Raw genomic sequence first — 13,582 nt, forward strand, 5'->3', positions numbered from 1 at the left:
AAGAGAAAATAATAACCTTTACGATATAAAAAATACACATCTGTACCGATACAGATGTGCAAAGAGGTTTATGATGCTTAAATATGAATCAATCTATCAATCACTTATGATGCAAATTCAGTCTGGAAAATTTTCGACCGGTGCAAAATTACCATCAATTCGAAATTTAACACAACAATATTCTTGTAGTAAAAGCACGGTATTGACCGCTTTAAAAAAATTGGAGGAGCAACATATTATTTATGCCATACAGAAAAGTGGTTATTATGTTGTGGATAATCACTTCTTCAAAACCCCATTGTCCACTGAAATAATTGACTTTGCAAGCGCATCTCCTACTTGGCATGCATTTCCTTATAAAGAATTTCAACACTGCATAAATAAAGCAATTGATACCTATCAAGAAGAATTATTTCGCTACGGAACGCCAAAAGGTTGGCCGCCACTCATAGCAGAAGCTAAAAAAATGTTAGAATCTTACCAAGTATTCACGCATAACGAACAGATTTTCATCACTACAGGTGTTCAACAGGCTCTTTCTTTAGTAAGTATGATGCCCTTTCCAAATAATCGTTCCACCATTCTAGTTGAACAACCTAGCTATCATTTATATATGGAACTGCTGAAAACCTTACAGCTGCCAGCAATAGGAATTCAACGTACCGCGAAAGGTATTGATTTAGGTCGACTAGAAAAAATATTTCATGAAGAAGATATTAAATTCTTTTATACAATGCCTCGCTTCCATAATCCTTTAGGATCTTCATACGGTAAAAAAGAAAAAGAAACTATTTTACAATTAGCAGACCAATATAATGTATACATTTTAGAAGATGATTATTTAGCAGATTTTGAATACAACCCGAAGAACGATCCTCTTTTTGCTGATGATTACCATGATAAAGTCATCTATTTAAAAAGTTTTTCAAAAATTATGTTTCCTGGGTTAAGAGTTGGATTGGCGGTTCTTCCTTATTCAATTATTGACATTTTTCAAAAATACAAAATGACAACGGATATCGACAGCTCTATGATTTCACAAGCCGCATTATATCTCTATTTGAAAAATGGTATGTTTGAACATAATAAAACGAAAGTCAGTAACATCTATCATGCACGTGCGAGAATTCTGCATCAATCAATACAAGATCATTTCTCTACTTACGAATCATCATCAGAAATTGTAATGCATAATCATATTAGGTTGCCCAAGCGTGTGAATTTGAAATCATTTGTTTATCATTTGCATGAAGAAGGCATATATCTGGATTCAGTTGAAAGAAATTATTTAGATGACTTTTACCACGAACGGATTTTGAAGTTGAATGTTTCAAATGTTGACGGCCATCGAATTGAAGAAGGAATTAGGAAAATTGCAAGTGCATTAAAAAATCCTCAAAACTACTTTTTATAAATTCTTTCAACAAGGCAAAACTATCCTTGTTCGAAAGTATAAAGGGTGAGGGATATTAAACATGAATAATATCCCTCACCCTTTTACTCTTGTCTAATAGATTCACCTTTATATTTTGTCTTACGGCTCCTTTAGCATTCCTTCATCGTCTAATAGATTTTCAGATTAAAAAAGTCCACTCATTCGATATTATTATAAATTCTTATTCCATTAAATGGCCCTAGGATAATTACCAGCTTCTCCTTCAATAAATGTTAATATCTCTCAATCTTTTTCATCAATACCTAGAAACTTCGGTGCATAGTCGAACCCTTCACTTTCTAAATGCTGATATAACTTATGAATTTTTACACTATCAGGTTTTAATTCTCGTCGAACAGTATCTCCCGAACGATAGACTTTTGAGACATTTCCTCCTGTTAGTACTTCTTCGTTTTCGTACTGACTTTTCATTAGAATTCCCCCTGTTTAGGGACGTTATGACTGTGTCAATTGAGATGTATTTTTACCCATAAATAAAAACAGATATATAAGGATATCTGCTTGGCAATGGGAATTTAATTGTCCACACCTTGTATCCCTTGAATGATTTCAGAGAGACAAATAAACGCATCCTTAACGATCAAGGACCGCACCCTGTCTCTATCCAATTAAATAATCATTTCAAGGTATTCCACATGTGTAATATAGATGCCCCTTTCTTTACATCTCTTTAAATTACATAATACCAAATATTAGTAATTGAATAAAGGAAATGTGATTAGTTTTTCAATTATTCTGCCCCTCGTATATTATGTTTAACTCCTTAAATAAGAATAGCTGCCTGGTTGGCAACTGATCTTAAACGTAGTCACTTTGTAGATAAATCAGGGGAAGGTTCAGATAGAGAATTCACCAACAGTCCAACCTTTGATAAACTCTTCTAACGATAAAGCGATAACACTTCGACTATCATCTTCATGGTTCCATACATAAATATCCTCATTCTGAATACTTCCGTTTACTATTGAAAAGCCAAAAAAGTCTCCATTACCAACATCAGAGAAAAATAAAAATAGATCAAGTGGTTTTATAAAGTCCCTTTGTTCATGAATGGTCCAAAGAAATAAGTTTTCTACCATCTGTTCTATTGACCAAATGAATGAAATTCCATAGTTTCCACATAGACTCCATTTGTTTCATTGTATAAATCAGCCAATTTTGTTGGCAAGCCGACATTTAGTTTCTCTTTAATGAAAGCCATCTCCGCTTCCGTTGCAGGTGCTTTAAACTCACACTCTTTTGAAATGTTGCTTAAATAATTTCTCCACATTGTTGACTACTTACCACCTTAGAATTCAAAATTCTCTCAAAAATCTTATTTCTCCTTCATTAATTAACCTCCCCCGTTAGTAAAATAATTATAGTTTTACTTTTCTATTAAAATGGCAATAATTCCTCTATAAAATAATATTTTAGGAGGAATACAATTGCTATTATCAATTGGCATGATTTCTTGCGATGTTAGGGTGTTGTTTTGAAATAAAGTTTGATTAAAACTCACTCAGAACTCTTTAATCCAAAAGTGCAAAACATCGCGTCTTTTTATAAACATCGTGATTTTATTTCAAATCCACACTATATTCAAGAAATATAACATTTACAATTTTATTCTTCTTGTGTTATTATATATTAAATTTGTTCCATAAACATCGAACTGATTATTGTTTCAAGGAGGTAGAACTATATGTCTTTTCGAGTAATTGTAGATTTTTCACCTGTTAACGAACTTATTACAAGTTTGTATCACTACATCAATTTCAAACAGCATCGTAATTTCTCCCTCAGTAAAGACTGGTATAATTCCGTTAAAACGGAACTTCATCCTCATTTCGCAGCTGAGCTGGAAGATGACCGATTAGAAGTATTGCATCGAATCAATTTATTAGTTTGGCAATGCCCCGGAGAGAGAACACCAAAAGAATTTATCGAATGGCTTCAAGACCAGCCACCCGGTGAATTATATGAACGATTGGCTCCCTGGATCAACAATATACCTGGTAATTTAAAAGAACTGCGTGATCGAATGGTATACCTATTATCAGAGTGGGATGTACAGTACTTTCAGCACATTGATCCTAGAATTATTGAACAATTAAAGGATGATGCAAAACAAAAACGGGACCTGATTTCTAAAGTAACTTCTATTAATTTAATTGAAGAAGCGACAAATGGAATTAGGATTGAACCAAATGAAATTTTAAAAACCGTGTTTCTCATTCCTCAATATCATTGCCGTCCGGCAACAATACTCGATTACTTCGAATCTATGTGCACTTGTCTATATCCGGTAAAGTCAGCACTAAATGATGCTAACGAACTGCCCTGGGAATTAACATTTGTTACCCATGCTTTAGCTGATGAGAATCGTTTGAAAATACTGCGATTTTTGAATTCCGGGATGCAAAGTTTTTCGGCCGTTCAAAGTTATACTGGACTCGCAAAAAGCACTACCAACCACCATTTGTCTATTTTAAGAAGGGCGGGATTGATCCGGACTCACTATTTTGGAAGTAAGTTTATTCACCAATACAGTCTGCGTGAGGAAGGGCTGGGGCAAATGCAATACCTGATCAATGCTTATATTAGAAACAACGACAGAGGAGTATAACATGAATAAAGCCAATCTTTTCTTAAAACAATATCACCCAATCGTACATACACTTCTTTTTGGTACGTTTTTAATCGCGCTTGCTCAATCAATGAGTCTGTTATTTTTGCCTATCTATTTGGTGAAAGAACTTCATATGGATTCTGTAGTCATAGGACTTACTGTTGGGGCTGGTCCTCTAGCGGCTACGATTGGGGGATTCATAGCAGGTGTTGTGTCAGACATGATAGGGAGAAGGAAGGTATTGCTTGCATCCCTTTTATTATCATCGTTTTCTTTTTTGGGCTTTGTTTTTGCTGAAACGCCAATTTTTCTCCTCATATTAGTGATCTTAATAGGGTTAAGCAACTCATTTTTTACGCCTGTCGCTAAGGCACTGATGGGAGATGTCACCCATGCGGATAAACGAATTCGCGTCTTTTCCCTTCGATATGTAGTTAACAATCTCGGTTTTGCAATCGGCCCAATAATTGGGGTTTATCTTGCACTGACTGCAAATGAAGTTCCCTTTCTTATTGCAGCATGTCTATATTTGGGATTCACTATTCTTCTTCATATTTTATTGAAACGATTTAGCATTAAACAAATAGAGGCTAAAGATACAGAAAAGATAACCTTAAAGAAGTCTTTAAGTGTACTGCGCTCAGACACTATCCTTCTCTATTTTGTCATTGGAGGAATCATTTGTATGGTAGTACATGGACAATGGTCGGTTCCTGTATCACAATATTTGGAAAATGATTTCACGAATGGTGTTCAATTGTTTGCTATCATCTTGATAGCAAACAGCATTGGAGTCATTGCCATGCAATATCCAATAACGAGATGGGCAGAAAAACGAACACCATTATTTACAATTATAATCGGATGTATTTTTACAGCTTTTGGCTTGTTATTGTTTGCTGTATCCGAGACTGCGGTTATGTTCGTTATGTCGACGATTATTTTTACTATAGGGGAAGTACTTGTGATACCGGCAGAGTATACACTTATTGATCAAATCACGCCAAAAGCATTGAGAGGAACGTATTATGGGGCACAGAGCTTTAACTCTTTAGGTAGTTTTATCGGACCAATGCTCGGAGGCTTTATGTTAAAACAATTTAGCGGAACTGCTTTTTTTCTAACAATGGCTCTCATTTCAATACTGAGCATTCTATTCTTCTGGCGTGGTGTTAATCTTTTCAAATATAAAAACACAGCTTCAAATGTTGATTTTGAAAGAAGCTTGATTAAAAGTAACTCACAAACCAGCATTTTACGATAAATAAAAAGAATCCATTTTGAAAAAAGATTGATAAAAATGGATTCTTCTTCAGCAAATTTATGATTGGTTTGTATAAAAAAGAATGATCATTTTCTACCTATGTTGTTTAACAATCGCGCCCTTTAATGGAAGATTGTTCACAATAATAATTTGAGATAAAAGAAGCTTTAGAAATTTAAAAAAAGTCCCGATTTGTTAAAATAAAAAAATACATATTAACCTAATCATTTGAATAACGTTCAGACAGTTTCTTTTTATGTGACTGAAACACTTCTTCTAGAGGGATATTGTACTTGTTTGCATTCACAATTAAATTACCTAATACATCCCCTAATTCTTCAGTAACCCTTGTTTATTCTCCTCATAAGGTCCCTTAATTTCATCAGGCCTGCCCCGTTTGTCAAAGAAGAAAAAGGCTGCCTTTTTTTGCGGCCTGATCTTTAAGGAAAGCACCCAGTTAGTTCAATAAGAAATTTTTACTGGTCATTTCAAGTCCTAATATTATCCCAGCCATAAACAAGTTCTTTGAGTTTCTTTCCAGCAATCTCTACTTCAATTTTATCTATTATCTTACCGCCTATCGTCTCATAAAATAACCTTGAATCATTTTCTTCTAAAACAAAAACAAGCATTGAATTTATCCCTAATTTCTCTAATTCCTTAATTACTGGATTAGTAAGTGCCTTACCTATTCCTTGCCCTTGGAACTCTTTTAAAATATAGATTGAACTTAGTTCTCCTTGATATTCTTTATACTTCCCACTTCTTTCTATACCACCAGATGAAAATCCAACAATCTCCCCTTTATCGTTTTCTGCGACAAAACATTTCCTTTTGGAATATTATTAATCCATAACTCTTCTCGTCTTTGATATGATAAATTATTTAAGAATTCATCTGGAATAATATTTTTATATGTTGTTCTCCAACTATCAACGTGTACTTCGGCAATACCCTTTGCATCATTTAAAACAGCTTTTCTTATGTTCATTAAATACACCTCTCATAAAAGTATAAGGTGTATATTCCATTTAATTACAAATAATCCTTCTTCTTATTAAACTAAACTCCCTCAATAAAAGAAGCGTACATATCCGATTACTCCTGATTTCTTAGATTTTCATAGCTATTTACCTGCCGGTAAATGGGTTTCAATTGGAGGATAGTAACTGAAAAGGATATATTTGGGCACGCCGAGAAAAATGAGCTACAACCCACTAACCAATCTATTACAAAAATTGGTGGAGTAGTAAGAATATGACCGCACTGGTAGATGTCCACATATCTCATGGAGGTCAACCCTCCCATGCCTCACAGAGTCTTCGCTCTCAAATTCCTTCGTCCAACCTTTCCATGAGGTGGATGTCGGCCATGCTGCCCCACAGGGTCCATGCCCGTAATTTAGTTGCTTTGCCGACTAATCCGTGCTTCAAATGTCTCCAAAACTATGAGCCAAGAACTATTTCTAATCTAAACGAAACCAGAATTAAGCGGCCAGTTCTGCCTTCTTTGATCCTGCCAAGTGAGGGATATCTTTTAACATCTTTTCTTCACTAAATTCAAATTGCTTTTTACTTATACTAAAGAAAATACGAATCAATTTATTACACAAAGCGATAAGGGACTGCATCTTCTTTAGGGTTGTCTGGCCGTTGTGTAAAGTAAGCATGCAGGGCCTTAAAAGCTGAATTTTTGGCAACGAGAATCATGCAAACCCTAAACAACAGAGCCCTTAGCTTCTTCCGTCCTCTCTTGGAGATGGTGGTTTTTCCTTATGCTTTCCAGACGTATTTTCCTTCAGACTCAAGCCAGCCAGCTTAATAATTTGTCGGGGGTGAGTGTACTCACGTAGGTCACCCACTTCCGCAAAGAAACCAGCGACTGTATCTCTTCCAACACCCTTGATCGCTAACATTTGGGCTACACCTGGAATTTCATCAAGCAGGTAATCTATTTTTCCGTCCAATTCTTCGAATTCCTTCTGAATCAAATCATATTTAGCCAGAAGAGTTTTCAGCTCCATTTTTGCCATCTCAGAGCCTTGGCGAAGTCCGATGGACTAACTCGCTGCTTGCTTTAACTCCCGAATCTTATTAGCACCTACACTTCTTTTTACGGATTTTCTTAAATGGATAAGCAATTCATCTTCTGTGAAATTGGCTATTTCATGCGGTAGAGCATAAAGCCGTAAGAATTGTAATGCAGCCTTGCCCTCCCACTTCTTAAAGACCTTAAGAAATTCCGGAAAATACCGGTCAATCCAGTTATGCACCTGGCCCTGGACCGTTTGAAGGTCCTCGGCTAAAAGATCGCGTATTTTCTTTGCCACACGGAGTTCGGCATAAACACCTTGCGGTAGGGTAGGTTCGGCGTATCTTCCGTCCTTGACCAGTTGGGCAATGACTTTGGCATCTTTTACATCATTTTTAGTTGGAGAATTATCATCAAGTTCCTTGCTTTTCTTTACGTGCAAGGGATTTACAGCTACAAACTTAATCTCGTTCTCTTTTAAAATATGAGCCAGGTTAAACCAATAATGACCTGTTGGCTCCATACCGACAATCACTTTCTCCATACTACGTGCTTTCTTCGTTTCCGAAATCCAATGAAGAAAATGCTCAAAACCTTCTTTTGTATTTTCAAAATAACAAGGGGTTCCAAACTCCATTCCCCTGAAATCCTGGGCACGTGCCACATGCTTGAATTTCGCGGTATCCACCCCTATAATCAGGGTGTAAGGAGTAATTTGAGCAATCTACTTATTCTGGTTATAATTCATTTTAAAGCCTCCTGGTATTTGAGTAATGTCCTTTTCGCTTGCCGGCTTCAGGACTCTCTCATTCTACCAAGAGGTTATTTTTTTGTTCAAACTCCATTTTCCTTCATTACAGGAATGCTGCCCCTTTTGTTAAAAAATAAAAAGCCGCCTAGTCTGGCAGCTGATCTTGAGCATATGGACCCTTTAGCTTAAGTACAAATCTTCACAATCTGTGTTTTTCATTAAGATTCCTATTGTATTACAGCAGCCAATGGGTGAAGCTGTTTTACCTCTTGTATTGATAGGTGTAAACTATAGTTTCCATGTTCGAGAAGTTTATTAAGAAAAAGATTTAATTGTTCTTGGGATTTAACTTTTATTTTTAAATGGTAACAGCCTTCTCCAGATACTCGGTGAGCTTCAACTACCTCTATTCGACCTTGAATAAAACGTATAAACGCATCATGATTAGCTGTTTTCATATGAACAATGACAAACGCTGTATAAGAAAGCCCTAGTTTCAGTTCATCGATTATAAGGGAGTAGGCTTTAATAACACCACTTTCCTCAAGCTTTTTAATACGATTCCCTACTGCTTGGCCAGTCATATGAATTTGTTCTCCTAAGTCCTTCCATTGAATACGTGAATTTTCAGTTAGTAACCGGAGGATCTGAAAATCAATTTGATCAATATCCATAATAAAATCCTTTCACCGTGAAATTATTTGATATAAAAGTCTTTCATCAAAGTATCGATAAAAATCAAGATATTATTTATCATTTTATTATACTGAATCTTTAAATGAGGTGGAAAAAATGAGCACAGCTTTAATCATTGTCGATATTCAAAATGACTATTTTCCTAATGGAAAGATGGAATTAAGCAATCCTGAAAAAGCAGCCGCTAATGCTGCTAAAGTTCTTAATTGGTTTAGACAGAATAACAAAGATAATATTTTCCATGTGCAGCATATCGCAAGTGATCCAGGGTTAGGCTTCTTCCTTCCGAATACGGAGGGAGTTAAACTAAATGAAGCTGTTCTGCCATTAGAAAACGAAAGCATTATTATTAAAAATTTCGCTAACAGCTTTTTAAAGACACAATTAGAAAGCAAATTAAAAGAAAAAGGAATAACCAAGTTAGTGATCACAGGTATGATGACACATATGTGTATTGATGCAACAGTTAGAGCTGCTGTGGATCTAGGCTTTGAAACTACATTGATTGAAGATGCATGTGCGACAAGAGACTTATCTTATCAAGACAAGGTCGTGCCAGCTGAACAGGTTCATTATGCGTTTGTCAGCGCACTTAACGGTATGTATGCCAATGTAATTTCGACCGAGGATTTCCTGCAGCAGAACAACTAATTAAATTGAAAAGGGAGTTTGTTTAAATACAAATTCCCTTTTTTGCTGTTGTTTATAAAGTACAAACCTGCCCCGTTAATTGAATAATTTTTTTACCTATTTGATAGGTCTAATTATCAATCACAATTTCTCCTTCACCATTTGGTATTTCAAAACCATTAAGGTAAGAAGTTAAAATTTCTTCTGAAATAGTGAACGCGTTTGCATCAAATCGTTTGTTACGTAACTTAAGTCGTTCACGTAAATCATTAGGTTGAACTTTTAAATAAATAAGTTTCCATTTACCCCCAGAATCCTCAATAAGTTTTTTATATTGGTACCTTCTTGCACGATCCCAAAAACTGAAGTCGATTACCACCTGCTGTTTATCGTGTATTAACTTTATTAAACGATTGCGTAAATTTTTTTCTGCATCTTTCTTGTATTCCTCAATTTTTTCAATTGGGAAATCAATCCCATAACGACCATTAACAGCCCATATTTCTTCATCAATAGAAAGACGCAAAAAACCTTCTTTTTCCAATTTTTTTGAGAAAGTAGTTTTCCCAGAACCAGTCACACCACACATCATCACCACTAATGGGGTTAAATCATCTCGTTCACGATAAATCAAGTCAAAATTAAATTTTTCAAACACCCTTACATCCCCCAATTGGGAATTCCCTCCTTACCCTAAATTAATCCTCAATCGACTTTATGGTAAATGCCCCTTCCTATATTTAATATATCTCGTCAAGAACCAGCAGGATTATTTTTTAATCGTTCTCTTTTATCTTCAGGCGTTTCATTACCAATAGTTTCTATAGTGAATATATTCTATATTTTATCGTCTATACCTTTTAAAGCTAACCTGCCCCTATAGTTAATAATAAAAAGCCGCCTAGTTTGGCAGCTGGATCTTAAATCGGTTATTATGGTCTTTGTATATTGATTAAACCTACTTACAATAGTGGCTCTAGAATTTAATCAAATAAAGTTTGTCTAGGTTCAGCCATTCCAAATTGTGCCCATTCTTCTTTTGAAGGACCGTAAATCCCTGGAACACTAAGTCCTGCTTGTCTCATTAGTATAGTCATTTGTCCCCGGTGATGAGTTTGATGTTGGTTTAAAAATAATAACAGACTTCCCTTTGTCATTTTTGTTCCAAAGAAATCAATTTGTTCCAACAGGGTCTGATCAGTCCAGTGAGTTTCCAAAGCCTCAATTAGGTTATTTGATGAACTAGTATAGCTTTCAGCAATGAAATTAGCTGAAGATGGAACAGACCAGTCTTCACTTGGAGCTGCAAACCTTAAACCTGCCTGTGAACTAATTACTTTAATAGCAGTGACCGTATGCCACGCAATACGCCCTAAAGACCATTGATTTGGTGTGACTTCCTGCTTTAATGATTCATCTGTGAGATTCTTAAGAACCCTGCTTGTAGCCCCAGCCTCAAATTCCCAGGATTTAAAAAAATCGCTTAAGCTATGATACATTTTCAGACTCCTCTCAATTTATACTCATATTAACATTCTCCCTCTTTATTAAATTACCTCCTCCTTTTTTCTTTAAGTCTGTACCCCAGAAGTTTTGGATTTCCGATCATTAACTGCCCCGTATTTTTAATTAACTTAAAAAGTAAAGTACATTATTTTTATACCTGCTAATCAAACTAAGAATGGTGAATTCAAATGGCTAATTCAAGAACTAACCGACTGCTTATTGGAAGTACAATCTTATCTAGTGCTCTTAGTATCACAATTATTGCTTTAACAATATATCACCATGTTACAATTCAAGATAAAATCGATGAACTGAAGAGGGCTTAGGAAACTAAGCCTTCTTTAACTACTTGCCCCATAGTCGAATAAGAAAATGAGCAGCCGCAGAACTTTTTTTAACCAGCAGCAATCATAGTTAATCGGGATGTATTACGATGAAAATGACGAGGGTCGAGGGAAAATGGTAGTTAATCGAGAGGAATAACGACGAAAATGACATGGGGCCAGGGAAAATGGTAGTTAATCGGGATGTTTAACGACCAAAAGGACGAAGGTCCAAGGAAAATGGTAGTTAATCGGGATGTTTAACGACCAAAAGGACGAGGGTCAAAGGAAAATGGTAGTTAATCGAGATGTATTACGACGAAAATGACATGGGCCAGGGAAAATGGTAGTTAATCGGGATGTATTACGACGAAAATGACGAGGGTCGAGGGAAAATGGTAGTTAATCGAGAGGAATAACGACGAAAATGACATGGGGCCAGGGAAAATGGTAGTTAATCGGGATGTTTAACGACCAAAAGGACGAAGGTCGAGAGAAAATGGAGTTAATCGTAATGAATTACCAGATTGATTAGTGAAAGAACAAATCAAAATTCCGGATTTTTCATTTGCTGTATTGACTCTGCAACATCGGAAAACAATTTAAAGTCTCCTGGATAAATAACACTGTCACTTCCACCGATAGTTCCATACCTATCAATAAAAACTGCTTGTAAAAACATAAAATAATTCCTCCGAAACACCTGTAATTTTTAATAAATTATTCTGTATTAATTAAAGGAAGTCCTGTATTTTGGAAATTACTGCTTTAACTAACCTGCACCGCCTGTTAAATAAGAAAAACGTCCCTGCATTTGCGCAGGTACGTTTAAACAATTACTTTTCTGCTGAGATTATTAAGAACATAGGTCTACGGAGTTCATCTTTCATTTTAGGAATACTGATTAACATTTCCTCAGAGGGAATAGGTTCCTTAATTGTCCTTATATTAAATCCAGCATTAATTAAGACATTGATATAAGTTGAAAATGTGCGATGGTATTTTATAACGTTTTCAGTTAGAAATGTTGTTTCACGTAATCCTTCCAATTGGTAATTGTCAACTGCCCAATGCAAACGATTCCCTTTGTCATCATGATACCAATCTTGTTCGTTCCGAGAAGTGAAGATTGGATGTTCAACTGAAAAGACAAAAGAACCTCCAGGCTTTAAACAATCATAGACCTTCTTACAAATTGCTTCAAAGGACTTAATATAATGAAAAGCCAATGAGCTGATGACAACATCAAATGGAGAGTCTGAAAAATCAATGTCTTCAATTGGCATTTTAATGTATGAAATGAAGGAATCATGAGTCATTTCACGAGCTTGTTCAAGCATTTTTTCAGATATATCTACTCCAATAACAGACCTCGCTTGCTGTTCACGAGCAAAACGGCAATGCCAACCGAAACCGCATCCCAAATCTAGTACACTTTTATTTCGGAGTTCTGGTAAAAGTTCTTTTAATACATGCCATTCTCCAGCAGCTTCAAGTCCTTTGACTGAACGTGCCATTTTTTTATATGCAGAAAAGAAATTCACATCATCATACTTGTTTTGCTTCATTTTATACAACTCCTAAAAATATTAGTTAGCCTCCTAAAATTAAAACAGCATCTAATTCAGGAGGCTATCTATCTCCTTCTAACCATTTCTTTCACCTCATTAAAAGTTGCACCTAATATAACACAATGCTTCTTAAACAAACTTGCCCTGTTTGTTTAAGAAAGCAAGCGGTCCTGTATGCTGCTAAGCCTAGCCAAAGCACCCTTTAGCAAAGAAAATCAAGTGACTATGATTGAAAAGTGTAGGCAGAAGACGATTTAAGCAGACCTTCTACACCGTTTGGAAAGTAGGGCATTAATTTATTTGCCCTTTGTAAATCAACCCATTTTATTTCTGCGATTTCCTCTTCATATCTAATTTCACATTCTCCCTCCAATATATTTGCTTCAAATGTTATAAATAAAGCGTGATGACTTTTCTCCTGAAAAAATGCTTCATTAACTGCTAAAACATTTCCCGCCTTAATAGTTAGTCCTGTCTCCTCTTCGACTTCACGAACAACAGCTTGTTCTAAACTTTCATCTTTTTCAACTGCACCACCAGGAAGTGACCAACCTTGTCCTTTATTATTAACCATTAAAATTTGTTCACTATCTTTGTTGTAAATAAGGGCGTAAACGACATCAACTCTTAACATATTATCCTCTTCACCTCTATCTATTGTTTTAGATAGCACTATTAGTAAAAACATATACCTTCTTAAACAAACCTGCCCTTTTGCCTAATAAGAAAAACAGCGATATTCT

At 35.5% G+C, this 13,582-nt stretch carries 12 protein-coding genes and 4 pseudogenes; 4 read left to right on the forward strand and 12 right to left on the reverse strand.

Annotated elements, in window-relative coordinates:
• Positions 1–73 precede the first annotated feature (73 nt).
• Entirely contained in the window at positions 74–1,414 is a 1,341-nt protein-coding gene (locus IRB79_RS16290; RefSeq protein ID WP_243509481.1) for an aminotransferase-like domain-containing protein, read from the forward strand.
• A 267-nt stretch (positions 1,415–1,681) separates the two neighbouring features.
• Here the strand turns inward: IRB79_RS16290 and IRB79_RS16295 are convergent.
• The 3 genes and pseudogenes from IRB79_RS16295 to IRB79_RS16305 all read right to left on the reverse strand — a co-directional run.
• Positions 1,682–1,867 (reverse strand): annotated as a pseudogene (locus tag IRB79_RS16295) (aminoglycoside phosphotransferase); the annotation flags it as partial.
• A gap of 425 nt (positions 1,868–2,292) precedes the next feature.
• Positions 2,293–2,535, reverse strand: a complete 243-nt coding sequence (locus tag IRB79_RS16300; RefSeq protein ID WP_243503487.1) for an SMI1/KNR4 family protein — start codon at positions 2,533–2,535, stop codon at positions 2,293–2,295.
• A 5-nt stretch (positions 2,536–2,540) separates the two neighbouring features.
• The gene (locus tag IRB79_RS16305; RefSeq protein ID WP_243503488.1) at positions 2,541–2,726 is read right to left on the reverse strand and encodes a hypothetical protein; all 186 of its coding nucleotides are present in this window, start codon (positions 2,724–2,726) and stop codon (positions 2,541–2,543) included.
• A gap of 414 nt (positions 2,727–3,140) precedes the next feature.
• Between IRB79_RS16305 and IRB79_RS16310 the strand changes: the two genes are divergently transcribed.
• Entirely contained in the window at positions 3,141–4,064 is a 924-nt protein-coding gene (locus tag IRB79_RS16310; RefSeq protein WP_243503489.1) for an ArsR/SmtB family transcription factor, read from the forward strand.
• Position 4,065: 1 nt separating this feature from the next.
• Positions 4,066–5,331, forward strand: coding sequence for an MDR family MFS transporter (locus IRB79_RS16315; RefSeq protein WP_243503490.1), 1,266 nt, complete (start codon positions 4,066–4,068; stop codon positions 5,329–5,331).
• A 220-nt stretch (positions 5,332–5,551) separates the two neighbouring features.
• Here the strand turns inward: IRB79_RS16315 and IRB79_RS16320 are convergent.
• The 4 genes and pseudogenes from IRB79_RS16320 to IRB79_RS16335 form a co-directional block, all read right to left on the reverse strand.
• Positions 5,552–5,727 (reverse strand): annotated as a pseudogene (locus IRB79_RS16320) (MazG nucleotide pyrophosphohydrolase domain-containing protein); the annotation flags it as partial.
• A 92-nt stretch (positions 5,728–5,819) separates the two neighbouring features.
• Positions 5,820–6,322 (reverse strand): annotated as a pseudogene (locus tag IRB79_RS16325) (N-acetyltransferase family protein).
• A gap of 495 nt (positions 6,323–6,817) precedes the next feature.
• Positions 6,818–8,086 (reverse strand): annotated as a pseudogene (locus tag IRB79_RS16330) (IS110 family transposase).
• Between the two features lie 254 nt (positions 8,087–8,340).
• The gene (locus IRB79_RS16335) at positions 8,341–8,787 is read right to left on the reverse strand and encodes an Lrp/AsnC family transcriptional regulator (RefSeq protein ID WP_243503491.1); all 447 of its coding nucleotides are present in this window, start codon (positions 8,785–8,787) and stop codon (positions 8,341–8,343) included.
• 118 nt (positions 8,788–8,905) lie between these two features.
• On the opposite strand from IRB79_RS16335, the gene IRB79_RS16340 reads away from it, so the two are divergent.
• Positions 8,906–9,460: a cysteine hydrolase family protein gene (locus tag IRB79_RS16340; RefSeq protein WP_243503492.1), complete on the forward strand. Its 555-nt coding sequence runs from the start codon at positions 8,906–8,908 to the stop codon at positions 9,458–9,460.
• 109 nt (positions 9,461–9,569) lie between these two features.
• Here IRB79_RS16340 and IRB79_RS16345 read toward each other — a convergent pair whose 3' ends face one another.
• From IRB79_RS16345 to IRB79_RS16360, 5 genes are all read right to left on the reverse strand, one after another.
• Entirely contained in the window at positions 9,570–10,097 is a 528-nt protein-coding gene (locus IRB79_RS16345; RefSeq protein WP_243503493.1) for a P-loop nucleotide/nucleoside kinase family protein, read from the reverse strand.
• A gap of 325 nt (positions 10,098–10,422) precedes the next feature.
• Entirely contained in the window at positions 10,423–10,938 is a 516-nt protein-coding gene (locus IRB79_RS16350; RefSeq protein ID WP_243503494.1) for a DinB family protein, read from the reverse strand.
• Between the two features lie 877 nt (positions 10,939–11,815).
• Positions 11,816–11,950, reverse strand: coding sequence for a hypothetical protein (locus tag IRB79_RS28055; RefSeq protein WP_279401025.1), 135 nt, complete (start codon positions 11,948–11,950; stop codon positions 11,816–11,818).
• A 154-nt stretch (positions 11,951–12,104) separates the two neighbouring features.
• The gene (locus IRB79_RS16355) at positions 12,105–12,836 is read right to left on the reverse strand and encodes a class I SAM-dependent methyltransferase (protein WP_243503495.1); all 732 of its coding nucleotides are present in this window, start codon (positions 12,834–12,836) and stop codon (positions 12,105–12,107) included.
• Positions 12,837–13,062: 226 nt separating this feature from the next.
• Complete coding sequence (locus tag IRB79_RS16360) at positions 13,063–13,473, reverse strand: NUDIX hydrolase (RefSeq protein ID WP_243503496.1); 411 nt, start codon at positions 13,471–13,473, stop codon at positions 13,063–13,065.
• Between the last annotated feature and the right edge of the window lie 109 nt (positions 13,474–13,582).

It is taken from the genome of Cytobacillus oceanisediminis (assembly GCF_022811925.1).
In the GTDB taxonomy this organism is placed as follows: Bacteria; Bacillota; Bacilli; order Bacillales; family Cytobacillaceae; genus Cytobacillus; species Cytobacillus oceanisediminis_D.

What these genes read in the sequence shown, in the direction of transcription:
- IRB79_RS16290 (WP_243509481.1), top strand. Translation starts at nt 74, where the DNA reads ATGCTTAAATATGAATCAATCTATCAATCACTTATGATGCAAATTCAG.
- IRB79_RS16300 (WP_243503487.1), bottom strand. Translation starts at nt 2,535, where the DNA reads ATGGTAGAAAACTTATTTCTTTGGACCATTCATGAACAAAGGGACTTT.
- IRB79_RS16305 (WP_243503488.1), bottom strand. Translation starts at nt 2,726, where the DNA reads ATGTGGAGAAATTATTTAAGCAACATTTCAAAAGAGTGTGAGTTTAAA.
- IRB79_RS16310 (WP_243503489.1), top strand. Translation starts at nt 3,141, where the DNA reads ATGTCTTTTCGAGTAATTGTAGATTTTTCACCTGTTAACGAACTTATT.
- IRB79_RS16315 (WP_243503490.1), top strand. Translation starts at nt 4,066, where the DNA reads ATGAATAAAGCCAATCTTTTCTTAAAACAATATCACCCAATCGTACAT.
- IRB79_RS16335 (WP_243503491.1), bottom strand. Translation starts at nt 8,787, where the DNA reads ATGGATATTGATCAAATTGATTTTCAGATCCTCCGGTTACTAACTGAA.
- IRB79_RS16340 (WP_243503492.1), top strand. Translation starts at nt 8,906, where the DNA reads ATGAGCACAGCTTTAATCATTGTCGATATTCAAAATGACTATTTTCCT.
- IRB79_RS16350 (WP_243503494.1), bottom strand. Translation starts at nt 10,938, where the DNA reads ATGTATCATAGCTTAAGCGATTTTTTTAAATCCTGGGAATTTGAGGCT.
- IRB79_RS28055 (WP_279401025.1), bottom strand. Translation starts at nt 11,950, where the DNA reads ATGTTTTTACAAGCAGTTTTTATTGATAGGTATGGAACTATCGGTGGA.
- IRB79_RS16355 (WP_243503495.1), bottom strand. Translation starts at nt 12,836, where the DNA reads ATGAAGCAAAACAAGTATGATGATGTGAATTTCTTTTCTGCATATAAA.
- IRB79_RS16360 (WP_243503496.1), bottom strand. Translation starts at nt 13,473, where the DNA reads ATGTTAAGAGTTGATGTCGTTTACGCCCTTATTTACAACAAAGATAGT.